Origin of the sequence: Streptomyces sp. NBC_00076, assembly GCF_045041235.1 — a bacterium.
Lineage (GTDB): Bacteria > Actinomycetota > Actinomycetes > Streptomycetales > Streptomycetaceae > Streptomyces.
The window spans coordinates 2,211,404-2,238,365 of the sequence record NZ_CP108242.1 but is presented as its reverse complement, the minus strand read 5'-3'; the positions used below and the strand labels follow the sequence as shown (position 1 = coordinate 2,238,365).

At 71.2% G+C, this 26,962-nt stretch carries 24 protein-coding genes; 17 read left to right on the top strand and 7 right to left on the bottom strand.

Translation table 11 applies throughout. The features are described 5' to 3' along the window. Positions 1-7: 7 nt before the first annotated feature. A complete protein-coding gene (locus OHA64_RS10255) occupies positions 8-721 on the top strand; it encodes a TetR/AcrR family transcriptional regulator C-terminal domain-containing protein (protein WP_405611206.1) in 714 nt (237 codons plus the stop codon). Between the two features lie 32 nt (positions 722-753). Here OHA64_RS10255 and OHA64_RS10250 read toward each other — a convergent pair whose 3' ends face one another. The 3 genes from OHA64_RS10250 to hmgA form a co-directional block, all read right to left on the bottom strand. Further along, positions 754-1,911 carry a type ISP restriction/modification enzyme gene (locus OHA64_RS10250; RefSeq protein ID WP_405611203.1) on the bottom strand — a complete coding sequence of 386 codons (1,158 nt, stop codon included), beginning with the start codon at positions 1,909-1,911 and terminating at the stop codon, positions 754-756. 115 nt (positions 1,912-2,026) lie between these two features. Continuing rightward, positions 2,027-2,776, bottom strand: a complete 750-nt coding sequence (locus tag OHA64_RS10245; RefSeq protein WP_405611200.1) for a GntR family transcriptional regulator — start codon at positions 2,774-2,776, stop codon at positions 2,027-2,029. Between the two features lie 28 nt (positions 2,777-2,804). Beyond that, positions 2,805-4,130, bottom strand: coding sequence for a homogentisate 1,2-dioxygenase (gene hmgA / locus OHA64_RS10240; protein ID WP_405611197.1), 1,326 nt, complete (start codon positions 4,128-4,130; stop codon positions 2,805-2,807). A 161-nt stretch (positions 4,131-4,291) separates the two neighbouring features. Here hmgA and OHA64_RS10235 point away from each other — a divergent pair, with 161 nt between their 5' ends. From OHA64_RS10235 to OHA64_RS10185, 11 genes are all read left to right on the top strand, one after another. Beyond that, complete coding sequence (locus OHA64_RS10235) at positions 4,292-4,912, top strand: hypothetical protein (RefSeq protein WP_405611194.1); 621 nt, start codon at positions 4,292-4,294, stop codon at positions 4,910-4,912. Beyond that, a complete protein-coding gene (locus OHA64_RS10230; RefSeq protein WP_405611191.1) occupies positions 4,909-5,562 on the top strand; it encodes a TetR family transcriptional regulator in 654 nt (217 codons plus the stop codon). Before OHA64_RS10235 ends, OHA64_RS10230 begins: the two co-directional genes overlap by 4 nt. A 255-nt stretch (positions 5,563-5,817) precedes the next feature. After that, complete coding sequence (locus OHA64_RS10225) at positions 5,818-8,094, top strand: molybdopterin oxidoreductase family protein (protein ID WP_405611188.1); 2,277 nt, start codon at positions 5,818-5,820, stop codon at positions 8,092-8,094. Positions 8,095-8,216: 122 nt separating this feature from the next. Beyond that, positions 8,217-9,644 (top strand): CitMHS family transporter, encoded by a 1,428-nt coding sequence (locus tag OHA64_RS10220; RefSeq protein ID WP_405611185.1) that lies wholly within the window; start codon positions 8,217-8,219, stop codon positions 9,642-9,644. A 32-nt stretch (positions 9,645-9,676) separates the two neighbouring features. Further along, positions 9,677-10,921 carry an MFS transporter gene (locus OHA64_RS10215; protein WP_405611182.1) on the top strand — a complete coding sequence of 415 codons (1,245 nt, stop codon included), beginning with the start codon at positions 9,677-9,679 and terminating at the stop codon, positions 10,919-10,921. Positions 10,922-11,023: 102 nt separating this feature from the next. Beyond that, positions 11,024-11,767: a hypothetical protein gene (locus tag OHA64_RS10210; protein WP_405611179.1), complete on the top strand. Its 744-nt coding sequence runs from the start codon at positions 11,024-11,026 to the stop codon at positions 11,765-11,767. Beyond that, complete coding sequence (locus OHA64_RS10205; protein ID WP_405611176.1) at positions 11,754-12,377, top strand: class F sortase; 624 nt, start codon at positions 11,754-11,756, stop codon at positions 12,375-12,377. The genes OHA64_RS10210 and OHA64_RS10205 overlap by 14 nt, the downstream gene beginning before the upstream one ends. Before the next feature lie 228 nt (positions 12,378-12,605). After that, positions 12,606-13,946 carry an ABC transporter ATP-binding protein gene (locus OHA64_RS10200; RefSeq protein ID WP_405611173.1) on the top strand — a complete coding sequence of 447 codons (1,341 nt, stop codon included), beginning with the start codon at positions 12,606-12,608 and terminating at the stop codon, positions 13,944-13,946. 197 nt (positions 13,947-14,143) lie between these two features. Then, a complete protein-coding gene (locus OHA64_RS10195) occupies positions 14,144-15,532 on the top strand; it encodes an aldehyde dehydrogenase family protein (RefSeq protein WP_405611170.1) in 1,389 nt (462 codons plus the stop codon). 11 nt (positions 15,533-15,543) lie between these two features. Continuing rightward, positions 15,544-16,626 (top strand): Zn-dependent alcohol dehydrogenase, encoded by a 1,083-nt coding sequence (locus tag OHA64_RS10190; protein WP_405611167.1) that lies wholly within the window; start codon positions 15,544-15,546, stop codon positions 16,624-16,626. A gap of 124 nt (positions 16,627-16,750) precedes the next feature. Further along, positions 16,751-18,073 carry an MFS transporter gene (locus OHA64_RS10185; protein WP_405611164.1) on the top strand — a complete coding sequence of 441 codons (1,323 nt, stop codon included), beginning with the start codon at positions 16,751-16,753 and terminating at the stop codon, positions 18,071-18,073. Positions 18,074-18,150: 77 nt separating this feature from the next. On the opposite strand, the gene OHA64_RS10180 is transcribed toward OHA64_RS10185, so the two are convergent. Continuing rightward, positions 18,151-18,792, bottom strand: coding sequence for a TetR/AcrR family transcriptional regulator (locus OHA64_RS10180; protein WP_405611161.1), 642 nt, complete (start codon positions 18,790-18,792; stop codon positions 18,151-18,153). Positions 18,793-18,904: 112 nt separating this feature from the next. On the opposite strand from OHA64_RS10180, the gene OHA64_RS10175 reads away from it, so the two are divergent. The 3 genes from OHA64_RS10175 to OHA64_RS10165 all read left to right on the top strand — a co-directional run bounded on the left by OHA64_RS10175 (position 18,905) and on the right by OHA64_RS10165 (position 21,112). Further along, entirely contained in the window at positions 18,905-20,056 is a 1,152-nt protein-coding gene (locus OHA64_RS10175) for an acyl-CoA dehydrogenase family protein (RefSeq protein WP_405611158.1), read from the top strand. A 115-nt stretch (positions 20,057-20,171) separates the two neighbouring features. Then, positions 20,172-20,417, top strand: a complete 246-nt coding sequence (locus tag OHA64_RS10170) for a YiaA/YiaB family inner membrane protein (RefSeq protein ID WP_405611155.1) — start codon at positions 20,172-20,174, stop codon at positions 20,415-20,417. 71 nt (positions 20,418-20,488) lie between these two features. After that, positions 20,489-21,112, top strand: coding sequence for a TetR/AcrR family transcriptional regulator (locus OHA64_RS10165; RefSeq protein WP_405611152.1), 624 nt, complete (start codon positions 20,489-20,491; stop codon positions 21,110-21,112). Positions 21,113-21,181: 69 nt separating this feature from the next. On the opposite strand, the gene OHA64_RS10160 is transcribed toward OHA64_RS10165, so the two are convergent. Continuing rightward, on the bottom strand, positions 21,182-21,643 hold the full coding sequence (locus OHA64_RS10160; protein ID WP_405611149.1) for a MaoC family dehydratase: 462 nt from the start codon (positions 21,641-21,643) through the stop codon (positions 21,182-21,184). A 103-nt stretch (positions 21,644-21,746) separates the two neighbouring features. On the opposite strand from OHA64_RS10160, the gene soxR reads away from it, so the two are divergent. Continuing rightward, entirely contained in the window at positions 21,747-22,262 is a 516-nt protein-coding gene (soxR, locus tag OHA64_RS10155; protein ID WP_405611146.1) for a redox-sensitive transcriptional activator SoxR, read from the top strand. Positions 22,263-22,392: 130 nt separating this feature from the next. On the opposite strand, the gene OHA64_RS10150 is transcribed toward soxR, so the two are convergent. Next, positions 22,393-23,121 (bottom strand): 3-keto-5-aminohexanoate cleavage protein, encoded by a 729-nt coding sequence (locus OHA64_RS10150; protein ID WP_405611143.1) that lies wholly within the window; start codon positions 23,119-23,121, stop codon positions 22,393-22,395. A gap of 206 nt (positions 23,122-23,327) precedes the next feature. Beyond that, entirely contained in the window at positions 23,328-23,930 is a 603-nt protein-coding gene (locus tag OHA64_RS10145; protein WP_405611140.1) for a hypothetical protein, read from the bottom strand. A gap of 221 nt (positions 23,931-24,151) precedes the next feature. On the opposite strand from OHA64_RS10145, the gene OHA64_RS10140 reads away from it, so the two are divergent. Further along, the gene (locus OHA64_RS10140; protein WP_405611137.1) at positions 24,152-26,947 is read left to right on the top strand and encodes a penicillin acylase family protein; all 2,796 of its coding nucleotides are present in this window, start codon (positions 24,152-24,154) and stop codon (positions 26,945-26,947) included. The last annotated feature ends 15 nt before the right edge of the window (positions 26,948-26,962 follow it).

The following is a 26,962-nucleotide window of genomic DNA, read 5'->3' as shown; positions in this document are numbered from 1 at the left end:
ATGATCGATGGCGGGCCGAGCGGCCGTACCCGAAGTGATCTGGGCCCGTCCCGAGCGCGCGGGCCGGGGGCCGAGACCGGCGTTCACGCGTGCGGACATCGCGGCGGCGGCGGTGCGGATCGCCGACGCGCAGGGGCTGGACGGCGTCTCCATGCGGCATGTCGCGGCCGAACTGGGCTGCGGGACGATGTCGCTCTACAACTACGTCCCCCGTAAGGAGGACCTGTACGAGCTGATGGTGGACGCGGTCGGCGGCGAGCACGAGTTGTGGGAGCCGAGCGGTGACTGGCGGGCGGACATGCTCCGGGTGGCGCACCAGACGCGGGCCGCCATGCACCGGCATCCGTGGCTGCCGAGGCTCATGTCACCGGTCTACGGCTTCAGCCCCAATGCCCTGCGCTATCTCGAGCACTGCATGAGCTGCATGGACTCCCTCGACGCGCCCTCCGGTACGAAGATGGAGCTGCTCGGGATGCTCAACGGGTGCGTGACGGCGTACGTCGCGACCGAGCTGTCCTCGGTCGAGCGGGCACGGTCGCTGCCGTGGTCGGAGGACGAGGAGAACGCGGTGCGGATCGCCTATCTGGGCAGCCGGGTCGCCTCCGGCGCCTATCCGAGGCTGGCCGCCGCGTTCGCCGAGGACGCGGGGCCGATCGACATGGAGGCGGTGTTCGAGCGGATGCTGGAACGCGTGCTGGACGCCTTCGAGCCCAAGGCGTAGGGGCCAGGCCGGGGATCAAGGGGGAAGGCTCTTCAGAGCAGGGCGAACTGTCCTTCCGGGCCTTCCTCGTGGTGGTCGAGGACCGAGGCCGGCCGACGTGCCGCCTCGGGCACCGGCAGGATGCCCGCCTTCCTCAGCTCCGATGCCGTGATCGGGGCGGTCACGGTGAACTCCGCCCGCCGTGGGCCCAGTTCCGCCAACAGCGCGAGCACGGTAATCAGCTCCAGCAGTTCCGACGTCCACGTCTGCGGCCAGGTCACCGGGCGGATCGCGGCCAGCGTGCCCGGGTCCGCCGTCGCCGTGCGGTTCGCGAACCACTGCTCCAGGACCCGTACCCCCGACACCTCGAAGTCCCAGGCCTCAGGGGGGACCGGGGAGATACGGCCGTCGTCGAGGTGCAGGGACTCCTCGTCGCGGTCGTAGCGCAGGGTCAGCGGACGGTCGGGCAGCGGGGCGCGGACATAGGGGCGGCGCCCGCCGGGGAGTTTGGGGCGGGCGCCGTCGCGGCGCATCAGCCAGAGCGTGCGGTGGCCCAGTTCGACGCCGTGTGACCAGAGTTCGGGGTCCTCGGTGAGCGGGACGGTCAGGCCGGGGCGGGCCGCCGTCACGATCCAGGCCAGCAGGTCCGCCGGGGAGGGGGAGAGGCCGAGGCGGCCGGCCAGGTGCTCCAGCAGGCCCGGCGCCAGGTTCGGTTCCGCGCCGCCTGGGCGGCGGTGGAGGGGGCGGATCCGGCCGGGGCGAAGAAGCGGGAGCAGTGAGGTCGCGAGCAGTTGGGGGCCGGCCGCGTCGGGTGTCTCCGTGACGAAGATCTGCTGTTCGTCGGCCACCCGCCACAGCTCCGGCCGGGCGCTGTCGATCAGTCGCTGGTCGGGGATCAACCACTGCTCGTCGAAGGGGGCGTGCAGCACCCGTACGGGTTGCGGGCAGGGCCCCGAGGCGCGCACCAGCTTCTCCGTGCCGCCGGACGGGCCCGGCAGCCGGCCGACGGCCGAGTGGAGCGTGCGGGAACGGGTGGGTTCGAACAGGGCCTCCCGGTCCGGGCCCTCGGCCTTCAGCAGGGCGTCCCAGCGGGCCCTGAGGGATGCCGGGTCGGGACCCGCCGGCCACCCCCGGCCGAGCCGGGGCGGTGCGACGGACCACGGCATGAGGTCCGCCAGCAGCGGAGCGTCGTCGTGCGTCACGCTGGGCATCGTACGACCTGCCGACGACAGCGGGACCAGGGCCTGTCCGGCGTGCGGCCGAAGCGGCGCTGTTCCGGCGCGCGGGTCCTGCCCGCTCGCTGCTCCGCTGATCCGCCGGACCGGCCTACGTGGCGTCGAGAGTGACCGTGAAGGAGAAACGATCCCCCCGGTAGTGGATGACGGCCGCGTCCAGCACCCGGCCCGCACCGTCGTAGGTCACGCCCGTGTAGTGCAGGATCGGGCTGAGCAGCGGGACTTGGAGCAGGCGGGCCGTCTCCGGGTCCGCCAGCCGGGCCTGAACCGTGTCCGTGATGCGGCTGATGTCCGCCCCGACGACATCCCGCAGCACCTTGGTCATCGGCCAGCGCGCCAGGTCGTCCAGGTCGATGGACGCGGCGAGTTCGGGCCGGACGTAGTTGCGGGCGTGGTTGGTCGGCTCGCCGGTCTTCTCGTCGGAGCGGAGCCGGTGGTACGTCGCCACCTCCCCGAGATCCGGGAAGAACTCGGCGAGTTCGGCCGGCGCCGGCCCCTTGCCGTGGTCCAGCAGCTCCGTCGCCATACCGGACTGCTGGGCCACGATCGCGTCCACCGAGCCCAGCAGCCGTACGGGAGTACCCCTGCGGGCGTCCGGCTCGATGAAGGTGCCGCGGCGACGGTGGCGGGTGATCAGTCCCTCGTCCTCCAGCTCCTTCAGCGCCTGCCGCATGGTCAGGACGCTCACCCCGTAGTGCCCCGCGAGCTGCTCCTCGGTGGGCAGCCGCAGGGGGTCCCGGGGCGAGCGGCCGAGTATCGAGGCACGCAGCGACTGCGACACCTGGTACCAGAGCGGCAGCTTGCGGTTCAGGACGATCGAGTCCGGGGCGAAGGAGGTCACGGGGCCCATCCGTACCGGTAGGCGGTGTTCAGTGCAAGGGGCGGAAATGCCGCTGCAGGCCCTGCCACACGTCGTCGTAACGCTGTTGCAGGTGCTCCGCCCGGGCCGCGTGCGGTGTCAGGGTCAGCGGCCACCGTGTTTCGAACATGAACGCCAGCCCGTCGTCCACCTTCTGCGGACGCAGCTCGGCGGCGCTGGCCCGGTCGAAGGTCTCCCGGTCCGGCCCGTGCGCCGACATCATGTTGTGCAGCGAGCCGCCCCCGGGCACGAAGCCCCCCTTCCCGGCCGTCTTGGCGTCGTACGCGCCCTCGACCAGGCCCATGTACTCGCTCATCACGTTCCGGTGGAAGTACGGCGGCCGGAAGGTGTCCTCGCCCACCAGCCAGCGCGGCGCGAACACCACGAAGTCGACACCGGCCAGGCCCGGGGTGTCGGACGGGGAGGTCAGCACCGTGAAGATCGACGGGTCCGGGTGGTCGTAGGAGATGGTGCCGAGCACATTGAAACGGCGCAGGTCGTAGATGTACGGCACATGGTTGCCGTGCCAGGCGACCACGTCGAGCGGTGAGTGGTCGTAGGTCGCCGTCCAGAGGTTGCCGCAGAACTTGTTGACCACCTCCACCGGGTCCTCGACCTCCTCGTACGCGGCGACCGGGGCCAGGAAGTCCCGGGCGTTCGCGAGGCCGTTGGCGCCGATGGGGCCGAGGTCGGGGAGGCGGAAGGGGGCGCCGTAGTTCTCGCACACATAACCCCGGGCGAAGTCCTCGATCAGCTCCACACGGAAGCGCACCCCACGAGGGATCAGCGCCACCTGGGCCGGCTCCACATACAACGGTCCGAACTCGGTGTGCAGCAGCAGTCCGCCGCGCTCCGGCACGATCAGCAACTCCCCGTCGGAGTCGCTGAAGACGCGGTCCATCGAGGCGTTGGCGTGGTACAGGTGCACGGCCATGCCGGTGCGCTGGGTCGCGTCGCCGTTGCCGCCGAGGGTCCACAGCCCCGCGAGGAAGTCGGTTCCCGGTGCCGGCTCGGGCAGCGGGTCCCAGCGCAGCCGGTTCGGGTCGGCCACCGCCTCCGTGAAGGGCGCCGTACGGATCGTGCCGTTCTCCGTGCGGGTGAACGCCGGATGCGCGGCCGAGGGACGGATCCGGTACAGCCACGAGCGCCGGTTGCAGGCCCGCGGCTCGGTGAACGCCGTTCCGCTGAGCTGCTCCGCGTACAGCCCGAGGGGTGCGCGCTGGGGCGAGTTCCGGCCGTCGGGCAGGGCGCCCGGGACGGCCTGCGAACTGTGCTCGTTGCCGAAACCGGAGAGGTAGGTCAGCCCCTCCGCGGTCTTCCGCGGGTCCCCGCTCATCATCGCTCCCTGGGCGTTTGATTCCTATGCACCACCGTAGGATTGCGGTTTCCCGGGCGCAAGAGGGGCGTGCGGCCTCCTCACCGAGGACTACCGGAACCGACCGGAACCAGACCCCAGGGGGATTCGAGGTGTCGTACCGGTGTTCTACGCTCCCCGGCATGTCGTGGACACGGGAACTTCCTGCCGTGCTCGCGGTCTGTGTCCTGCTGCTGACCGGCTCCGCGGGGTGCGGCCCGGGCGGTTCGCAGGAGAACGCGAACAACGCGAACAACGCGAGGAACGGAGACTCGTCCGCACCGGTGGGCAAGCTCCTCGACGAGACGGACAAGCAGGGGCACCGCTACCGGGAGGTGGACGAGAAGGGCGCGCCCGGCATCGGCATCGAGGTGCAGCCCGACGGGAACGACGGCGGGTGGAACGTACGGCTGACCCTCCGCGACTTCCGCCTCTCGGCCCTCGGCCGGAAACCGGCGGCGGTGGCCGGCCGCGGCGTGGCCCGGCTCTTCGTGGACGGGCGCCCCGTCGTGCGGCTGCGCACCGCCGAATACCGACTCGCGGCCCGCTACGTCCCGCACGGCACGCACCACCTCACCGCCCGCTTGTACGCCGACGACGGCACCGTGTGGACCGTCGACGGCGAACCCGTCGAGTCCACCGCGGACATCACCGCCTCGGACCCGGCGCCCACCGGAACCGCGAACGGCGCGCTGAGTGCGCCCGGCGTCCTGCTCCGTACTGGGGGGCGAGGTTCCGCGGGCCCCGGCGGAGAGGCATCATGAAGCCCGTGCCCCAAGCGACATCGCTCCGCCGAGCGCCCGTGCAGCGGCGCAGTGCCGAACGCCTGACCAGGATCCTCGACGCCTGCGCCGATCTGCTCGACGAGGTCGGCTACGACGCCCTGAGCACCCGGGCCGTCGCCCTGCGCGCCGAGGTCCCCATCGGCTCGGTCTACCGCTTCTTCGGCAACAAGCGCGCGATGGCCGACGCGCTCGCCCAGCGCAACCTGGAGCGCTACACCGAGCGGGTCACCGAGCGCCTCGAGAAGACCGGCGCCGAGGACGCGTCCGGCTCGGGCGGAGCCTCAGGTGGGGGAGGCTGGCGCGCGGCGGTGGACGCCGTCCTCGACGAGTACCTCGCCATGAAGCGCACCGCGCCCGGCTTCTCTCTCGTCGACTTCGGCAACCAGATCCCGGTCGGCGCCCGCTACGCCGAGCCCAACCACCGAGTCGCCGACCGCCTCACCGACCTCCTCTCCGGCTACCTCGACCGTGAACCGGACGAGGATCTGCGCCGCGTCTTCCTCGTCGCCGTGGAAACCGCGGACACCCTCGTCCATCTCGCCTTCCGGGTGGCGCCGGAGGGGGACGCGAGGATCATCGCGGAGACGCGGGAGATGCTGCGGGCGTATCTGGCGCGGGTGCTGGACTGAGCGGCGCGGGTGCCGGGTCGAGGACTGCCGGTGCGGGTGCCGGGTCGAAGTCTGCCGGTGCGGGGCCGGATCAAGGGCTGCCGGAGAGGGTGCAGGAGCGAGAGCTGTCGGCGCGTGCGCCGGATCGAGGGCCGCCGGCCTGGGGGCCGGACCGAGGGTTGTCGGCGCAAGGGCCTCCCCTCCCTGCATACCGGTCGGTATGCTCGGCCTCGAACCCGGCATCACCGTCGCCGCCGCCGTCCTCCGGGAGGACCCGTGCCCCGCACCGCCCTGCGTATCTGCCCCCTCTGCGAGGCCACCTGCGGCCTCACCCTCACCATCGACGGGACCCGGGTGACCGGTGCCCGAGGTGACCGGGACGACGTGTTCAGCCGGGGGTTCATCTGCCCCAAGGGGGCCTCGTTCGGGGCTGTCGACGGCGACCCCGACCGGCTGCGCGCCCCCCTCGTCCGCAAGGACGGCGAGCTGCGGGAGGTGAGCTGGCAGGAGGCGTTCGACGCGGTCGCCGCCGGGATCCGGCCGGTCGTCGAACGGTACGGGCCGCACGCCGTCGGTATCGTCCTCGGCAACCCCAACGTGCACACCATCGCCGGAGGCCTCTATCCGACCGTGCTCCTCGGCGGGCTCGGCACCCGCAGCGTCTTCACCGCCTCCACGGTCGACCAGATGCCCAAGCATGTGTCGTGCGGCCTGATGTACGGCGACGCCAACGCGATCCCGGTCCCCGACCTCGACCACACGGACCATCTCCTCCTCATCGGCGCCAACCCCCTTGAGTCCAACGGGAGTCTGTGCACCGCCCCCGACTTCCCCGGCAAGCTCAAGGCCCTCAAGGCCCGCGGCGGCACGCTCACCGTCATCGATCCCCGCCGGACCCGGACCGCACGGCTCGCCGACCGCCACATCCCGATCCGGCCCGGCACCGACGCCCTGCTGCTCGCCGCGGCGGCGTACGTCCTCTTCGAGGAGGACCTCGTGCAACTCGGCGCGCTGGCCCCGCATGTGCAGGGTCTCGACGAACTCCGGGAATCCGTACGGGACTTCGCCCCGGAGGCGGTGGCCGGCGCGTGCGACGTGGACGCCGCGACCATCCGCACCCTCGCGCGCGAACTGGCGGCCGCCCCCACCGCCGCCGTATACGGCCGCATCGGCAGCTGCACCGTCCAGCACGGCACCCTGGCCAGCTGGCTCGTGGACGTCCTCAACATCCTCACCGGCAACCTCGACCGGCCCGGCGGTGCCCTCTTCCCGCAGGCGGCCACCGACAAGACACCCCGGCCCGCCGGACCCGGCCGTGGGTTCGCGCTCGGGCGCTGGCACTCCCGGGTCGGCCGGCACCCGGAGGCCAAGGGGGAGCTGCCGCTGTCCGCGCTCGCGGAGGAGATCGACACCGCGACCGAGGAGGGCGAGCCGGTCCGGGCACTGATCGCCGTCGCCGCCAACCCCGTCCTGTCCGCGCCCGACGGCGACCGGCTCGACAAGGCCCTCGACTCGCTCGACTTCATGGTCAGCGTCGACCCCTATCTCAACGAGACCTCACGGCACGCCCATGTCGTCCTGCCGCCGCCCCCGCCCGCCCAGAGCCCGCACCACGACTTCGCCTTCAACACCCTCGCCGTCCGCAACCAGGTCCGCTACACCCGCCCCGCCGTCCCCCTGGAGCCGGGCAGGATGGCCGAGACCGAGATCCTGGCCCGGCTGGTCCTGGCCGCGACCGGCATGCACGGCGCCGACCCGTCCGCCGTCGACGACCTGGTCATCGGCCAGACCCTCGACAAGGCGGTGGGCGAACCGTACTCACCCGTGCACGGCCGCGACCCGAAGGAACTCGCCGCACAACTCACCGGCGAGAGCGGCCCCGAGCGGCGGCTCGACATGATGCTGCGCCTCGGTCCCTACGGCGACGGCTTCGGTGTACGACCGGACGGGCTCGGCCTGGACAAGCTGCTGGCGCATCCGCACGGCATCGACCTCGGGCCGCTCGGCTCCCGGCTGCCGCAGCCCCTGAAGACCCGCAGCGGCAAGGTGGAACTGCTGCCGCAGCCGATCGCGGACGACCTGCCCCGGCTCAGGGACGCCCTGGAGCAACGCCCCGACGGGCTCGTCCTGGTCGGCCGCCGCCATCTGCGCTCCAACAACAGCTGGATGCACAACGTGCCCGCCCTCACCGGCGGCTCCAACCGCTGCACCCTGCAGATCCACCCCGAGGACGCCGAACGGTTGGGCGTGCGCGACGCGACCCCCGTACGCGTCAAGGGCGCCGGGGGAGAGGTGACCGCTCCCGCCGAGGTCACCGACAGCGTGCGCCCGGGGGTGGTCAGCCTGCCGCACGGCTGGGGCCACGACCGGCCCGGCACCCGGCTCAGCCACGCCGCCAACGACCCCGGCGTGAACGTCAACCAGCTCCTCGACGGCACTCTGCTCGACCCGCTCTCGGGCAACGCGGTACTCAACGGCATCCCCGTGAAAGTGGCCGCGACGGACCGACACGGGGCCGAAAACGCACCCCCTGTGAGCAGCGCAAAGCCGTGACCAGCAGTTTTGCGCTTATTGCTCGCATGTCAACGTCTTGTTAACGCTGCTTGACGGGCCCTAACGTCGCAGAACCGCCGTCCCTGGTGGGATGTTCAAGGGCGAACGTTAGGTATCCACTCATGCTGACCATCCTCGGCTTCGCCATGATCGCGACCTTCCTGGTCCTGATCATGATGAAGAAGATGTCGCCGATCGCGGCGCTCGTACTGATCCCGGCACTGTTCTGCGTCTTCGTCGGGAAGGGCGCCAAGCTCGGTGACTACGTCATCGAAGGCGTCACCAGCCTCGCCCCCACCGCGGCGATGCTCATGTTCGCGATCGTCTACTTCGGTGTGATGATCGACGTCGGCCTCTTCGACCCGGTCGTCCGGGGGATCCTGAAGTTCGCGAAGGCCGACCCGATGCGGATCGTCGTCGGCACCGCCGTCCTCGCCGCGATCGTCTCGCTCGACGGCGACGGCTCGACCACCTTCATGATCACTGTTTCGGCGATGTACCCGCTGTACAAGCGCCTCAAGATGAGCCTCGTCGTGATGACCGGTGTGGCCGCGATGGCCAACGGCGTCATGAACACCCTGCCGTGGGGCGGCCCGACCGCCCGCGCCGCCACCGCGCTGAAGGTGGACGCCAGCGACATCTTCGTCCCGATGATCCCGGCCCTCGCGGTCGGCCTGCTGGGCGTCTTCGTCCTCTCGTACGTGCTCGGCAAGCGCGAGCGCAAGCGCCTCGGTGTCCTCACGCTGGGCGACGTCCTGGTGGAGGAGAAGGTCGAGGAGAAGGAGACCGAGACGGTTCTGGTCGGCGCCGGTTCCGGTGCCTCCGGCACGGGCAAGAGCGCCGCGGCCACCGGCGGAGCCGGCTCCGGTTCCGACGCGGACGCCGACGCCGAGGGTGACGCGGAGCGCTTCCAGGTCCTCGACCCGAACCGGGCCACCCTGCGCCCCAAGCTCTACTGGTTCAACGCGCTGCTGACGGTCGTCCTGCTCACCTCCATGATCATGGAGTGGCTGCCGATCCCGGTGCTGTTCCTGCTCGGCGCCGCGCTCGTGCTGACCGTGAACTTCCCGCACATCCCCGACCAGAAGGCGCGCCTGGCCGCGCACGCCGACAACGTCCTCAACGTCTCCGGCATGGTCTTCGCCGCCGCCGTCTTCACCGGCGTCCTCCAGGGCACCGGCATGGTCGACCACATGGCCCGCTGGATGGTGGACGTCATCCCCGAGGGCATGGGCCCGCACATGGCCCTCGTCACCGGTGTCCTGAGCCTCCCGCTCACCTACTTCATGTCGAACGACGGGTTCTACTTCGGCGTCCTCCCGGTCCTCGCCGAGGCCGGCGCGGCGCACGGTGTCACGCCGCTGGAGATGGCCCGCGCCTCGCTGGTCGGTCAGCCGCTGCACATGTCGAGCCCGCTCGTCCCGGCCGTGTACGTCCTGGTCGGCATGGCCAAGGTGGAGTTCGGCGACCACACGAAGTTCGTGGTCAAGTGGGCGGCGCTCACATGCCTCATCATCCTCGGGGCAGGCATCCTCTTCGGGATCATCTGACCAACACCCGATCACCGACGGAGGATCCACACATGAGGCCCGGTGGGAACCGCGGCTGGCTGCTTCGCCTCGTCATCGCCTTCAGCTTCGCGCAGGGGGCGGTGTCGATGGCCCGGCCCGCCGTCTCCTACCGGGCCCTCGCGTTGGGCGCGGACGAGAGGGCGATCGGTGTCATCGCGGGCGTGTACGCACTGCTGCCGCTCTTCGCCGCGGTGCCGCTGGGCCGCCGTACCGACCACGGCCGCTGCGCGCCCCTGCTGCCGGCCGGCGTGGTCCTGATATCCGGCGGCTGTGCGATGAGCGGTGCCGCCAACTCCCTGTGGGCGATGGCGATCTGGAGCGGAGTGATGGGCCTCGGCCACCTCTGCTTCGTGATCGGCGCCCAGTCGCTCGTCGCCCGCCAGTCCGCGCCGCACGAACAGGACCGCAACTTCGGCCACTTCACCATCGGCGCCTCCCTCGGCCAACTGGTCGGCCCGATCGCCGCGGGCGCGCTGATCGGCGGCCGGGACATGGCCGGCACCAGCGCGCTCGCCCTCGTCGTGGCGGGCGCGGGAGCGGCGGTCGCGTTCACCTCGCTGTGGCGCATCGAGGACCGTACGACCGTCAAGTCCCGTAATTCACAAGGCGACCGCGTCCCCGTCCAGCGCATCCTGCGCGCCCGGGGCGTACCCGCCGGCATCTTCGTCAGCCTCTCCGTGCTGTCCGCGACGGACATCCTCACCGCCTACCTCCCGGTGGTCGGCGAACACCGGGGCATCGCCCCGTCCGTGATCGGCCTCCTGCTCAGCCTGCGCGCCGCGGCCACGATCGCCTGCCGTCTGGTGCTGACGCCCCTGCTGCGGATGCTGGGCCGGTCGCTGCTGCTGACCGTCACCTGTGCGCTGGCCGCCGTGCTGTGCGCCGGCATCGCGCTGCCGGTGCCGGTCTGGGCGCTGGCCGTGATCCTCGCCGCCCTCGGTTTCTGCCTCGGCGTCGGACAGCCGCTGTCCATGACGACGGTCGTCCAGGCCGCCCCCGACGCGGCCCGCTCCACCGCCCTCGCCCTGCGCCTGACCGGCAACCGCCTGGGCCAGGTCGCCGCGCCCGCCGCGGCCGGCCTGGTCGCGGGGGTCGCCGGCGTGGCCGCGCCGTTCGTGATGCTGGGGGCGCTGCTCCTGCTCTCGGCGGGCACCGCACTGCGCGCGCCGACGCCCCCGGGAGACGGTCAGGCGGCCGGGCCCGCCCCGCGGGGGAGCGGATCCAAGACCCGGTTGCGCCGATCGAGCGATATCTGACGGCGCGTCGGGCCTCCCTCCCGCACGGCGGGCGCTGGATGTGAAAGAGAGTCACGTGAAAGAGCGATTTGTATGAAAATCGTCTGACTCGGAGGAACATCCATGCGCACCATGTTGCCCCCGTCCGTCGCCGGCACCCGCCTCGGCGCGACGGCCCTGACCGTCCTCACCGCGGCCGGGGCCACCTGGCTCGCGACCCCGACCGCCGTGGCCGTCACCGGTCCGGACATCCTGATCCACGACGTGCGCACGCCGTACGGTTCGGCGGCGGACGACCTTGTGGTCTGCAGGTTCCGCCTCGACGCCGTCGGCTTCCCAACCATCGCCAACACGACTGTCGGCTACACGATCACCGCGCAGGTGCCCCCCAGCGCCGTCACCACGACGGGCACCATCCCCCTCACCAACGGCGCCGGCCAGAGCATCCCGATCGAGCTGGCCGACGGGCAGTACGTGCTCACCTGGCCCAACCCCCCGGGGAACGTCAGTGTCCCCCCCGCCCAGAAGATCTTCCAGGTCGACTGCCACGAGGAGCGCAAGCACGGCAAGGCGCACGGCCCCGGCGGCCACTCGTACGAGGACCCGAGCGGCGAGAAGGGACAGCCGGGCGGCTACGAAAAGGGCGAGCCGAGCGGCTACGAGAGCGAGGAGCCCAAGGAAGAGCCCGTCTGGGGTGAGCACGAGAAAGGCGGGCCGAAGGGCGGCGTCCACGCCGGTGGCGGCGGTCTCGGTGACACCGCACAGGCGTACACCCCGCTGAGCGCGGCCGCCGCCGTGGGCCTCGTCGGGGTCAGCGGAGCGCTGTACTTCCGGATGCTGCGCCGACGCTCGCATGGTGCCGCGTAGGCGTAGCCGCAGGCCCTGGTACCGGACCCGCGCCTATCGCCTCGTCAGGACGGTCATGATCGTGGCCGTCCTGGCGACGCTCGTCCGGTGCGGGGGGCACGAGCAGCTCACCGCGCCGGACCAGGCCGGGGGAGCCGCACCGCCCCGGCCGCTGCCCAGGTCGCCGGCGACCACCCTGCGCGTCCCGTCCCTGAAGATCGACGCACCGATCATCGGGATGCGGCTCGGTCCCGACCGGCAACTCGGGACACCACCGCTCGACAAGCCCAAACTCGTCGGCTGGTACCAGGACGGTCCCACGCCGGGTGAGAAGGGCACGGCCATCGCCGTCGGTCACCGCGACACCAAGACCGGCCCCGCGGTCTTCGCCGCCCTCGCGCAGGTGGACCGCGGAAGCCACATCGAGGCCCGGCGGGCCGACGGCCGAACGGCCGTCTACACCGTGGACCGGGTCAAGGTCTTCGACAAGTCCAAATTCCCCGACAAGGAGGTGTACGGGCCGAGCCGGCGCCCGGAGCTGCGGGTACTCACCTGTGGCGGCCTTTTCAACCGCAGGACGGGCTACACCAGCAACGTCGTCGTCTTCGCCCATCTGACCGCCACCCGCTGACCCGGAGCCGGGCGTGCATACGCCGGTCGTGGGCTCCCGGGGGCGCCTCCCCGCCGAATCGCCGCTTCCGCTTTCGCCCGGCGGAAGGCGGAAGCCGATTCCGTCGCGCGTCTTCCCCCGAGCGCGTACATTCCGTTAACTTCCGTGACTTACAGCCCGTACGACTCGCACGGGCTGTTCGGCCGCGGAGCGTCAGCGCTCGCGCAGTGAGCCCCCGGGGGCACCGTCATGACACGCGCCATCTCTCTTCACGACGTGAGCAAGACCTACACGCGAGGCGTCCGGGTGGTGGACCGGCTGTCGCTGGACATCACGCCCGGCGAGTTCCTCGTGCTGCTGGGCCCCTCCGGCTGCGGCAAGTCCACCGTGCTGAGGATGATCGCCGGCCTGGAGGACATCACCGAGGGACGGCTGCTGCTCGACGGCGAATACGCCAACGACCGGGTCCCGTCCGAGCGGGACATCGCGATGGTGTTCCAGAACTTCGCGCTCTACCCGAACATGACGAGCCGCGGCAACATCGGTTTCCCGCTTCGTATCGAGACACCCGGCCAGGACCCGAGCCCCCGCGTGGACGCCACCGCCCGCATGCTGGGCATCGAGGACATCCTGGACCGCTTCCCCGGCCAGCTCTCCGGCGGCGAACGCCAGCGCGTCGCCATGGGCCGGGCGATAGCCCGCCACCCGTCCGCCTTCCTGATGGACGAACCGCTCTCCAATCTCGACGCCAAGCTCCGCAACCACCTGCGCGCCGAGATCACCTCCCTCACCCGGGAGCTGGGCGTCACCACGGTGTACGTCACCCACGACCAGGCCGAGGCCATGTCGCTCGGCGACCGGGTCGCCGTACTGCGCGGCGGAGTGCTCCAGCAGGTGGGCACCCCGCGCTCGGTGTACGGCCTGCCGCGCAACGTCTTCGTCGCCGCCTTCATCGGCACCCCGCGCATCAACCTGTTGCGCGGCCTGGTCCGCGCCCCGCTCGACGGCGCGATGACCATCAGCCTTGGCAAGCAGTACCTGCGGCTGCCCGAGCCCCTGTCCCTGGATCACCAGTTGCTCCGGGTCCAGCAGGGCCGCGAGATCATCGTGGGACTGCGCTCGGAGGCCGTCCGGCTCGCCAAGCCGTCCGCGGCCCGTCCCGGCGAGGTGGCCATCAGCGGCCTCGTGGAGCATGTGGAGTTCCAGGGGCACGAGGTCCTCGTGCACTTCAACACCGGCTCCAGCCCCGCCCTCGTACCGGACCTGGAGGCCCCGCGCCCCGCCGCCGCCCAGGCCAGACGCCGTCACCGCGAGAGCGGGTCCGTCCTGGGCCGCTTCCGGGAGCGGGCGGGCGCCCTGCGCGCCGGACCGGTGGTGGTCCTGGACGAGCCGGCGGAGCCGGTCCTCGCGTCCGCACGGCCGGACAGCCGTCTCCCCGGAGACCTGGTCGTCCGCACCACCCCCGACATCGACCTCCGCAGGGGGATGCAGGTCCCCCTGCTCGTCGACATCGCCCACCTGTTCGTCTTCGACCAGCACGGCGAACGCATCTGCCCGGCCCCGGCGCGGCTGCCTGATCTGGACGGGTGAGGTCGGCCCGGCGTCCGCCACGACCGCCGGCCGTCCCGGAGACGGCCGCGGGCCCGTCCCGGGGACCGCAGGCTGTTTCGAAGATCACCGCAGGCCGTACCCGGAGATCCCTGGCGGTCAAAAACTAACGCCGCTAGTTTATGGGGGTCGCTTAGGTTGTGACGCGGACGACGCAGCCCCGCCCGGGAGGACGCACGATGAAGGCACACGACGGCATGTACATCGACGGCGAGTGGCGCCCCGCCACCGGCCCGGACGTCATCGAGGTCGTGAACCCGGTCGACGAGCGGATCGTAGGCCGGGTCCCCGCCGGTACCGCCGAGGACGTCGACGCCGCCGTACGGGCCGCCCGCGCCGCCCTTCCGGCCTGGGCCGCCACCGCCCCCGCCGAACGGGCCGCACGCCTGGCCGCCCTGCGGGACGTCCTCGCGGCCCGCAAGGACGAGATCGCCGAGACGGTCACCGCGGAGCTCGGCTCGCCCCTGAAGTTCTCGCAGGCCGTGCACGCGGCCGTGCCGATCGCCGTCGCCGGTTCCTACGCCGAGCTGGCGGCGACGTACGCCTTCGAGGAGAAGGTCGGCAACTCGGTCGTCCACCAGGAGCCCGTCGGCGTGGTCGGCGCGATCACGCCCTGGAACTACCCGCTGCACCAGATCGTCGCCAAGGCCGCCCCGGCGCTGGCGGCGGGCTGCACGGTCGTCCTGAAGCCCGCCGAGGACACCCCGCTGGTCGCTCAGCTCTTCGCCGAGGCGGTCCACGAGGCCGGCCTTCCGGCGGGCGTCTTCAACCTGGTCACCGGCCTCGGCCCGGTCGCCGGGCAGGCCCTCGCCGAGCACCCGGACGTCGACCTGGTCTCCTTCACCGGCTCCACGGCCGTCGGCCGGCAGATCGGTGCGACGGCGGGCGCGGCGATCAAGAAGGTCGCGCTGGAGCTGGGCGGCAAGTCCGCCAACGTCATCCTGCCGAGCGCGGACCTGGCCAAGGCGGTCAACGTCGGGGTCGCCAACGTCATGTCCAACTCCGGCCAGACGTGCAGTGCCTGGACGCGGATGCTGGTGCACCGGGAGCAGTACGACGAGGCCCTCGAACTGGCCGCCGCGGCCGCCGCGAAGTACGGCGAGCGCATCGGCCCGGTCGTCAACGCCAAGCAGCGGGACCGGGTGCGGGGCTACATCGAGAAGGGCGTGTCCGAGGGCGCCCGGCTGATCGCGGGCGGCCCCGAGTCCCCGCGCGAACAGGGCTACTTCGTCAGTCCCACGGTCCTCGCCGACGTCACCCCCGACATGGCCGTGGCTCAGGAGGAGATCTTCGGCCCCGTCCTGTCGATCCTGCGCTACGAGGACGAGGAGGACGCCCTGCGCATCGCCAACGGCACCGTCTACGGCCTCGCGGGCGCCGTCTGGGCCGGCGACGAGGCCGAGGCGGTCGCCTTCGCCCGCCGCATGGACACCGGGCAGGTCGACATCAACGGCGGCCGCTTCAACCCGCTCGCCCCCTTCGGCGGTTACAAGCAGTCGGGCGTCGGCCGCGAACTCGGCTCGCACGGACTGGCCGAGTACCTCCAGACCAAGTCCCTGCAGTTCTGAGGAGCGTTGCCGTGGTTCGTGCCGCCGTACTTCCCGCCGTGGGCGCCGCCCTGGAGATCGCCGAGATCGACCTCCCCGACCCCGGGCCCGGCCAGGTCCGGGTCCGGCTCGCCGCCGCCGGGGTCTGCCACTCCGATCTGTCCCTGTCCAACGGCACCATGCGTGTCCCCGTCCCCGCCGTCCTCGGCCACGAGGGCGCCGGGACGGTCGTCGCGGTGGGCGACGGGGTCACCCACACCCGGCCCGGCGACGACGTCGTCCTCAACTGGGCCCCATCCTGCGGCAGTTGCCATGCCTGTACGCTCGGCGAGGTCTGGCTGTGCGCCAACGCCCTCAAGGGGGCCGCCGACGTGTACGCCCGTCGTGCCTCCGACGGCACCGACCTCCACCCCGGCCTGAACGTCGCCGCGTTCGCCGAGGAGACGGTCGTCGCGGTGAACTGCGTCCTCCCGGCCCCGGAGGGCGTCCCCCTGACCGACGCCGCCCTCCTCGGGTGCGCCGTCCTCACCGGCTACGGAGCCGTCCACCACTCGGCGCAGGTCCGCCCGGGGGAGACGGTCGCGGTGTACGGAGTCGGGGGAGTGGGCCTCGCCGCCCTCCAGGCCGCCCGGATCGCGGGCGCGTCCAAGATCGTCGCGGTCGACGTCTCCCCGGCGAAGGAGGAACTGGCCCGGAGTGCCGGAGCCACCGACTACGTCGTCGCCTCGGACGACACGGCCCGGGAGGTCCGCGCCCTCACCGGCAAGCAGGGCGTCGACGTGGCCGTCGAGTGCGTGGGCCGCGCGGTCACGATCCGCACCGCCTGGGAGTCCACGCGCCGCGGCGGACGTACGACGGTCGTCGGCATCGGCGGCAAGGACCAGCAGGTCACCTTCAACGCCCTGGAGATCTTCCACTGGGGCCGGACCCTGGCGGGCTGCGTCTACGGCAACTCGGACCCGGTGCGGGACCTGCCCGTCATCGCCGACCACGTCCGCGCGGGCCGCCTGGACCTGGGTGCGCTGGTGACCGAACGGATCGGTCTGGAGGGCATTCCGGCGGCGTTCGAGAACATGCTGGCGGGCAAGGGCGGCAGGGCGCTCGTCGTGTTCTGAGAGCGGTGGGACGCCCGGAGCCCTTGGGTGCTCCGGGCAACCTTCCCGCACGACCGTTGACCCCATACCGTCCGGTCAGTATGTTCCGGGGACCGTCCCCACGCACCCACCGGAGTGTGCATCCATGGACACCGCCCCACCCGCTCACACCGCGCCCACCACGGCCCTCCCCACGGCCGACCGTCGCCGCGTGGCCACCGCCGCGGCGCTCGCCTCCGCCGTCGAGTGGTACGACTACTTCGTCTTCGGGATAGCCGCCGCCCTGGTCCTCGGCGACCTGTACTTCCCCTCGGGCAGCTCCACCGCCGGCGTCCTCGCCGCCTTCGCCACCTTCGCCGTCGGCTTCCTCGCCCGCCCGCTCGGCGGCATCGTCGCCGGCCACCTCGGCGACAAGCGCGGCCGCAAGCCGATGCTGGTCCTCGCGCTCACCCTGATGGGCCTGGCCACCACCGGCATCGGCCTGCTCCCGACGTACGCCACCATCGGCGTCGCCGCCCCGATCCTGCTGGTCGCCCTGCGCGTCGTGCAGGGCGTCGCGGTCGGCGCGCAGTGGGGCGGCGCCATGCTGCTGGCCACCGAGTACGCCCCCGAGGGCAAGCGTGGTGTCTACGGCAGCGTCGTCCAACTCGGCGTCCCCATCGGCGTGGTGACGGCCAACTCGGTCTTCCTGCTGGCCGGCGCCTTCACCACGGACAGCGAGTTCGCCGCGTGGGCCTGGCGAGTCCCCTTCCTCATCGGCCTGTTCGTGCTCGTCCTCGCCTGGTACATCCACGCCAAGGTCGAGGAGACCCCCGAATACCGGCAGGCCGACAAGGCGTTGACGGAGAAGGAGAGGTCCGAGCGGAGCTCCCCGCTGCGCACGATCCTGCGCGGCCACCTCGGCACGGTGCTACTGGCCGGCGGCTCCTTCGCCGTGAACACCGCGACCTTCTACATCCTCATCACCGGCGTCCTCGACTACACGACCCGCGAACTCGACATGAGGCGCGGCGCGGTGCTCACCGTCTCGCTGTGCGTCAGCCTCACCCAGCTCGTACTGATCCCGGCCTCGGCCGCGCTCTCCGACCGCGTCGGCCGCATCAGGATCTACGCGTTCGGCGCGGCGGGCATCGCGCTGTGGGCCGTACCGATGTTCCTGCTGATCGACACCGGCTCGCTGCTGTGGCTCGCGGTCTCCACCTTCGTCGCCAGCTGTTTCCTCAGCATCATGTACGGCCCCCAGGCCGCCCTGTTCGCCGAGTTGTTCACCCCCGAGATGCGCTACACGGGCGCCTCGCTCGGCTACCAGATCGCGGCGGTGTTCGGCGGCGGGCTCGCGCCCTTCGTGATGGTGCTGCTCCTTGAGACCACCGGCACCTCGATGGCGGTCTCCGGCTACATCATCGGACTCGCGGTGATCGCCCTGCTCTCCATCAAGGTCCTCGCGGGCCGGGCGCGCCCACACTGAGTCGGACGCCATCTCGGACCTTGGCGGCCAGGCGTCCCGGTATCGGGCACGGGCACTTCGGTGGGAGCCGAAGTGCCCTACGCCGTCCGTCCGACCTGCTCGTACTGCTGTGCCAGCCCGTCCAGCAGGGCGGTCAACCCGGTCTCGAAGGCCCGCTCGTCGATCTTCTCCTGCTGCTCGGCGAGGAGGTGGGCCTGCCCGAGGTGCGGATAGTCGGCGGGGTCGTACGCGCCGGCGTCGTCCACGAAACCGGCGGCGAAGGAGCCGAGCGCGGAGCCCATGACGAAGTACCGCATCAGCGCGCCGATGGACGTGGCCTGCGCCGGAGGCCAGCCCGCCGCGACCATCCCGCCGAAGACGGCGTCGGCGAGCCGCAGGCCCGCCGGCCGGCGGCCCGGGCCGCGCGCGAGGACCGGCACGATGTTCGGATGGTCGCGCAGGGCGGCCCGGTAGGACACGGCCCAGTCGTGCAGCGCGGTCCGCCAGTCCCGGCCGTCCTCGAACATCGACAGGTCGACCTGAGCGCTCACCGAGTCGGCGACCGCCTCCAGGATCTCGTCCTTGGTGCGGAAGTGGTTGTAGAGAGAGGGCCCGCTGACTCCCAGTTCGGCGGCGAGCCGACGCGTGGAGACGGCCGCGAGACCCTCCGCGTCCACGAGCACGCGGGCCGTCCCGACGATCCGGTCGGTGCTGAGGAGGGGCTTGCGCGGTCGGGCCATGGCGCACATAGTAGGGCTGTCGAGCAGAAACTAGCAGTGCTAATTTAATGTGCGACAGCCGTTCAGTGCAGCGGTTCAACGGATCAGAGCAGCGGTTCAATGGAGGTGACGCGTGAATCTGGAGCTCAGCGAGGAGCAGGAGGCCGTCCGACGGCTCGCCGAGGACTTCGTGGCCCGTGAGATCACTCCGCACGTCGTCGCGTGGGACCGCGCCGAGGAAGTCGACCGCTCGATCGTGAAGAAGCTCGGCGAGGTCGGTTTCCTCGGCCTGACCGTCGACGAGGAGTACGGCGGCTCGGGCGGCGACCACTTCGCGTACTGCCTGGTCACGGAGGAGCTCGGCCGCGGGGACTCGTCCGTGCGCGGGATCGTGTCCGTCTCGCTCGGCCTGGTCGCCAAGACGATCGCCGCCTGGGGGAACGAGGAGCAGAAGCGGCAGTGGCTGCCCGGGCTCACCTCCGGCGCCCACGTCGGCTGCTTCGGCCTCACCGAACCGGGCACCGGGTCCGACGCCGGCAACCTCGCCACGCGTGCGGTCCGGGACGGTGCGGAGTACGTCCTCGACGGCACCAAGACGTTCATCACGAACGGCACCTGGGCCGATGTCGTGCTGCTGTTCGCCCGCTCCACCGACGCCCCCGGTCACCAGGGCGTCTCCGCCTTCCTGGTGCCGACCGACACCCCCGGCCTGACCCGCCGCACCATCCACGGCAAGCTCGGCCTGCGCGGCCAGGCGACCGCGGAACTGGTCCTGGAGGATGTGCGCGTCCCGGCCTCCGCGATGCTCGGCCCCGAGGGCAAGGGCTTCTCGGTCGCCATGTCGGCGCTGGCCAAGGGCCGGATGTCGGTCGCGGCCGGCTGTGTGGGGATCGCCCAGGCCGCCCTCGACGTGGCCGTCCGGTACGCGGGCGAGCGCGAGCAGTTCGGGAAGACCATCGCCCATCACCAGCTCGTCCAGGAGCTGATCAGCGACATCGCCGTGGACGTGGACGCGGCCCGCCTGCTCACCTGGCGGGTCGCCGACCTGATCGACCGCGGCCGGCCCTTCGCCGTCGAGTCCTCCAAGGCCAAGCTGTTCGCCTCGGAGGCGGCCGTCCGCGCCGCCAACAACGCCCTCCAGGTCTTCGGCGGCTACGGCTACATCGACGAGTACCCGGCGGGCAAACTGCTGCGCGACGCCCGGGTGATGACCCTCTACGAAGGCACCAGCCAGATCCAGAAGCTGGTCATCGGGCGGGCGCTCACGGGGGTTTCGGCGTTCTGAGACCCGACCGGGCGAGCGCGCCGAGCGGTGGGTCGTCCGGGCGGCGGGTCATCTGAGTACCGCTCTGAGTACTTCGGCGGATGTGGCACGGGCCACGTCCGCCGATCCTTGTCCCATGAGTGACACACCGGGCAAGCAGCAGAACACGGCAGCCTTCTACGGCCAGGCCGTCGCGTCCTTCTCCGTGGCCATGGCGGCCACCGCCGTCGGCATCTTCAAGCTGAACGCCGACGCCTGGGTGCGGGCGTTCCTGGCGATCGCCGTCCTGTACCTGGTCACCTCCGCCTTCACGCTCTCCAAGGTGATCCGGGACCGCCAGGAGGCGGCGGCACCGTCGTACCACCCCTTCGAAAAGCTCTGAGCGGGCTCACTAAGCGCTCGCTCACCTTCGACGGTATGGTGGAGGCCGTGTCAGTGGAGAGGGAGCGTGCGATGAGTACCGCGGAGGAGACGGCCGACGGCGAGACGTCGGCGTGGGGCGAGGTCACGCCCGACGCGGCGCGGCGGCTGCTCGTCGCGGCGGTGGAGGCGTTCGCCGAGCGCGGCTACCACGCGACGACGACCCGTGACATCGCGGGCCGCGCCGGTATGAGCCCGGCCGCGCTGTACATCCACTACAAGACCAAGGAGGAACTCCTCCACCGCATCAGCAGGATCGGCCACGAGAAGGCCGTGGAGATCCTGCGCGTGGCAGCCCGGCGGGAGGGCAGTGCGACCGAGCGGCTCGCCGACGCGGTCAGCTCCTTCGTCCGCTGGCACGCGGGCGGTCGTACCACCGCGCGAGTCGTGCAGTACGAACTCGACTCCCTCGGCCCGGACGCCCGCGCCGAGATCCTCGCGCTGCGCCGCCAGTGCGACGCCGAGGTGCGCGGGATCCTCGAGGACGGCGTGGCCACGGGCGAGTTCGACGTGCTCGACGTGCCCGGCACCACCCTCGCCGTGCTCTCCCTCTGCATCGACGTGGCCCGCTGGTTCAACGTCGCGGGCCCGCGTTCGCCCGAGGAGGTCGGCGCGCTGTACGCCGACCTCGTGCTGCGGATGGTGGGGGCGAAGTAGGCCGTCCGCGGCCCCGGAGGCAGTGGCTCAGAGGCCCTGCCTCCGCCGCGGCAGCTCAGAGGTGGTAGCTCAGAGGTAGTAGCGGGACACCGACTCCGCGACGCACACCGGCTTGTCCCCGCCCTCGCGCTCCACGGTGAACGCGACGGTCACCTGGATACCGCCCGTCACATCCGCGACGTCGTTGATCGTGGCGGTGGCGCGCAGTCGGGAGCCGACCGGGACCGGGGCGGGAAAACGGACCTTGTTGGTGCCGTAGTTGACGCCCATCTTGACACCCTCGACCTTGATCAGCTGCGGCCCGAAGAGGGGCAGCAGGGACAGGGTCAGATAGCCGTGCGCGATGGTGGTCCCGAAGGGCCCCGAGGCGGCCCGCTCCGGGTCGACGTGGATCCACTGGTGGTCGCCGGTCGCCTCCGCGAACAGGTCGATGCGCTTCTGGTCGACCTCCAGCCAGTCGGTGTGCCCAAGCTGCTCGCCCACCGCCGCCTTCAGATCGTCGGCGGACGTGAAGATCCTCGGCTCTGCCATGACCCGGCCTCTCGTGTGATGTCTAAGCGACTGCTTAGCATGGTCGCCCGCGCACCCCATGTCAACGGACCCGGGCGGCGAAGAGGTGGGTAGGGTTCGAGGGGTGCCCCAGATTCCCGAGAAGATCCATGAGCTCACGGTCGGCCAACTCGCCGCACGCAGCGGTGCCGCCGTCTCCGCCCTGCACTTCTACGAGTCCAAGGGCCTGATCAGCAGCCGCCGGACCACGGGCAACCAGCGTCGCTACTCCCGTGACGCGCTGCGCCGGGTCGCCTTCGTCCGCGCCGCGCAACGCGTCGGCATCCCGCTGGCGACGATCCGCGATGCCCTCGCCGAACTCCCCGAGGAACGCACCCCCACCCGCGAGGACTGGGCCCACCTCTCCGAGGCATGGCGCTCCGAACTCGACGAACGCATCAATCAACTCAACCGCCTCCGCGATCACCTCACCGACTGCATCGGCTGCGGCTGCCTTTCCCTTCGGAGCTGTGTCCTGTCCAACCCGGACGACGTGTTCGGCGAACGGCAGGCGGGATCACGGCTGTTGGTGGAACGGGGTGCAGACCGCCCCAAGTCCGGACGACGCCAAGGAGAACCAGATCCGGAGAGCCCTTGCTGAAGCCGCGGCTGAGGTGGGGTCGTACGGCTGGCGTGGGGTCGTGCCGTGGCGGTGGCGGTGGGCTCCGTGGTGGTCGCGGTGGCGCTTTGCGGTGCCTGGCCCGCGATGCGCAGCGGACCTCCACCCAGCTCTACGGCGACCTCCGCGCCCACCCGTACTGGGCCAGCCCCTCCGCCACCAACCGGGCGTTGGACAGGGCCCGTTGACCGTCGGGCAGGAGCAGCGTGTCCTCCAGGCCGACACGGGTCGCGAGCCCCAGCCGCCCGGCCAGCCGCAACACCGGCCATGCGCCGCCGTCCTCGCCGTGCAGCAACAGCGGGCGGCCGTGTGCGGGGCCCAGGTCGGCCAGGAGGGCGCGCGCGGTCTGCTCGGCCGTGTCGAGTGCCGGGTCCGTCACCTCCACGAGGACCCGCAGCACCTTCGGGCCGAGCGGTGACACGGCGAACCGTGCCGCCCCGTCCGTCCCGGACCAGATGCCGGCCTCCACGTCCACGCCCAGGTCGATCAGGGCGGCGGCCACCTGCTCGGCGCCCGGCTCGTGCCAGTTGACGGAGGCGTGGTCGGGGAGCACGGTCCAGTTCCGGATCCGCTCCACCCGAGCCGAAGGATCCGGTTCCGCCCAGGCACCCGTGGTCACACCGACGGGCACCGCCACCCGCGCGCGTATCGCCTCAAGGGTGGCCGCGACCACACGCGTCGACACGCTGTCCCGACCGCAGGGGGTCTTGGGATGGACATGGACATCCGTGGCCCCGGCCGCGACCGCCGCCACCGCGGACTCGGCCATCGTCTCCGGGGTGAGCGGCACCATCGCGCCGTCGGTCGCCCCTCGGGGCCCGTTGAGACACACCTGCACCATGTCCCGATGATGCCCGCGAAACAGTGCGGACACCGCCGAACTGCGGACACCACCGACTGTGGTGTGCCGCTGCTGAACAGCCGTAGGGAACAAACGGGGGGTGCGGCATCCCCGGCGCACCCCCGCAACGCACGGTTCCTAGGTCGCTTCGGTGGCTTGGGTCACTTCGGTCGCTCCGATCCCTCGGATCGCTTCCGTCAGTTCGGTCAGGCCGACACGAGCAGCCGTCCGCGCCTGGCGTCCGCCAGGGCCTCGGGCGTGAGCACGGGCCGCGGTACGAGAATTCCGCAGGCCGTGCAGACCGGACCGGTCGAGGGTTCGTGGTCCAGTTCGTACTTCCAGACGAGGCGTTCCCCGCCGCACGCCGGACACTCGGCGCCCGGCTCCCGTTCCAGTGCGGAGATCAGCCGGCGCAGTACCAGCGCCAACGGCTCATGGGGATGGACCCGGGGGTCGTCGCACCAGGCGACTCCGAAGCCGCCCCAGGTCAGCCGGTGCCAGTCGTCCACACTGCCCGGCCTGCGCAGCCCGTCGTGCTTCTCCTTCTTGCGTCGCTCGGCGAACTCGACCTCGTAGGCCAGCCAGACCGAACGCGCCTCCTCCAGTTCCTCCAGTGCGGCCACGAGCCGCGCTGGGTCGGGGGAGCGGTCCTCCGGACCGAATCCGGCCCGGGAGCACAAATGGTCCCAGGTCGCCCTGTGTCCGTAAGGGGCGAACCGCTCAAGGCACTTGCGGAGCGAGTAACGCCGCAGTGCCAGATCGCACCGGGGGTCGCGCACCTGTCTCGCCAAACTCCGGAAACCGGCCATCGCCCTGCACCTCCGTCACACCTGCACCTGTACTTCGGTCACTTCGGCGTCGTCCAACGGACGTCGTCGAATAGACGTATCGACAAGCGATTTGGCTCCATCCGATTTCCGATGGCCTCCATAAGCCGACCGACGCCCCTCCAAAACTTGACGCATGTTCATCTTCAATCCCGGGGATACCGGCGGTAACATCCGGCCCACCCCCGTCGGTAGGAGCTGCCATGCCACGGCGCACCCCACGCACCGTCCTCGACAGACTGAGAACTCCCGGCAGATTCCCCGGGTTCCTGAAGTCCGCCTCCGTATGCGTCATGATTGCCGGTCTCTTGTCCCCGCTTGCCCCGTCAGCGGCGGCTCAGTCAGCGGCGGTCGACGCGACGGCGGCGAACGACCACTGTGGCGGACAGTGTTCCGACATCCTCCCGCCGGGCCAGAACGGCAACGCCACCCTCGCGCAGGTCCTGCTCAACCAGGCCTTCGGCACCCAGCCCGAGCACGCCGAGGACCAACTCGCCCCGTACGCCAACCTGGCCAAGGGGTACCCCTCGCTCACCGACACCACGATCAACACCTTCTTCAACGACGCGTCCTTCGGGGTCCCCGCCGATCAAGTCGCCTCCACGGTCAAGCCGGCCGGTCGCAGCGACGTGACGATCGTCCGCGACAAGAAGACGGGCGTACCGCACATCACCGGTACCACCAGATACGGCACGGAGTTCGGCGCCGGCTATGCGGCGGCTCAGGACCGGCTGTGGCTCATGGACGTCTTCCGGCACGTCGGACGCGGCCAGCTGACCTCCTTCGCGGGCGGCGCCCCGTCCAACCAGGGCCTGGAGCAGGAGTTCTGGCGCAACGCCCCCTACACCGAGGCCGATCTCCAGGCCCAGATCGACAACGCCGTCGCCTCCGCCGGTGACCGGGGCCGGCAGGCCCTCGGCGACGTCAACGCCTACGTCGCCGGCATCAACGCCTACATCGACGCCTCCGACAGCGGCCGCTACTTCCCCGGCGAGTACGTCCTGACCGGCTACAAGGACTCGGTCACCAACGCCGGCACGATCGACCACTTCAAGACCACCGACCTGGTGGCGCTGGCCTCCGTCATCGGCTCGCTCTTCGGCTCCGGGGGCGGCGGCGAGGTCAACAACGCGATGTCGCTGCTCGCGGCACAGCAGAAGTACGGCGTGGAACAGGGCACCCAGGTCTGGGAGTCCTTCCGTGAGCGCAACGACCCCGAGGCGGTCCTCACCGTCAAGGACGGCAGCTTCCCGTACGCCACCAAGCCCGCCGACGCCCAGGGCGAGGCCCTTCCCGACGCCGGCTCGGTGACCCGGGAGCAACTGGTCTACGACCGCACCGGCAGCGCGGCCACCGCGGGCGCCACCGGCGCCTCCACGACGGCGGCGAAGACGGCCGTCACCTCGGCCAAGCGGGGCATGTCCAACGCCCTCGTGGTGAGCGGGGACCACACGGCGAGCGGCAACCCGATCGCCGTCTTCGGCCCGCAGACCGGCTACTTCGCGCCCCAGCTGCTGATGCTCCAGGAGATCCAGGGCCCCGGCCTCAGCGCCCGCGGCGCCTCCTTCGCGGGCCTGAGCATGTACGTCGAACTCGGCCGCGGCCAGGACTACGCATGGAGCGCCACCACCTCCGGCCAGGACATCATCGACACGTACGCCGTCGAGCTGTGCCAGGACGACTACCACTACCTGTACCGCGGCACCTGCACGGCCATGGAGAAGATCGAGCAGAAGAACGCCTGGAAGCCGACCACCGCCGACGGCACCGCGGCCGGCTCCTACACGATGCGGGCGTGGCGCACCGAGTACGGACCCGTCGAATACCGCGCGACGGTCGGCGGCAAGAAGGTCGCCTACACCACCCTGCGCTCCTCCTTCCTGCACGAGGCCGACTCGATCATCGGCTTCCAGATGCTGAACGACCCCGACTACGTGAAGGGCCCGGAGGGCTTCCAGTCCGCGGTGCAGCACATCAACTACACCTTCAACTGGTTCTACGCCGACTCCGAGCACACCGCGTACTACAACAGCGGCGACAACCCGGTGCGGGCGAGCGGCGTCGACGCCGAGTTCCCGGTGTGGGCGCGGCCGGCGTACGAGTGGCGGAACTGGAACCCGGCGACGAACACCTCGGACTACACACCGGCCTCGGCCCACCCCCACTCGACGGACCAGGACTACTACATCTCCTGGAACAACAAGCAGGCCAAGGACTACACGACCGCGTCCTGGGGCGACGGCTCCGTCCATCGCGGCAACCTCCTCGACGACCGGGTGAGGAAGCTGGTCGCCGCGGGCGGGGTCACCCGGGCCGCGCTGACCAAGGCGATGGCGGACGCGGCGCTGGCCGACCTGCGGGCCGAGGACGTGCTGCCGGACCTCCTCAAGGTGGTCAACAGCTCCACGGTGACCGACTCGACGGCTGCGGCGGCGGTGAGCAAGTTGCAGGCGTGGCTGACGGCGGGCGCCAAGCGCACCGAGACGTCGGCGGGTTCGAAAACCTACGCCAATGCCGACGCGATCCGCCTCCTGGACGCCTGGTGGCCGCTGCTGGTGAAGGCCGAGTTCACGCCGGGCCTCGGCAACGACCTGTACACCGCCTTCACCGCCAACCTGCCCGTCGACGAGGCTCCCTCGGCCGCGCACGGCCCGACCGGCGCGCACGCGGGCAGCTCCTTCCAGTACGGCTGGTGGAGCTATGTCGACAAGGACATCCGGTCGGTGCTCGGTGAGTCGGTCCAGGGGCCGCTCGCCCGGAAGTACTGCGGCGGCGGCAGCCGCAGCTCCTGCCGGGACATCCTGATCAGCACCCTGAAGGAGGCCGCGGGCAAGACGCCCGCCCAGGTCTACCCCGGCGACGACCTGTGCTCGGCCGGCAACCAGTGGTGCGCCGACTCGATCGTCCAGCGCACCCTGGGCGGCATCAAGCACGGCAACATCAGCTGGCAGAACCGGCCCACCTTCCAGCAGGTCGTGGAGTTCACGTCACACCGGTGAACACCGCGGAACACC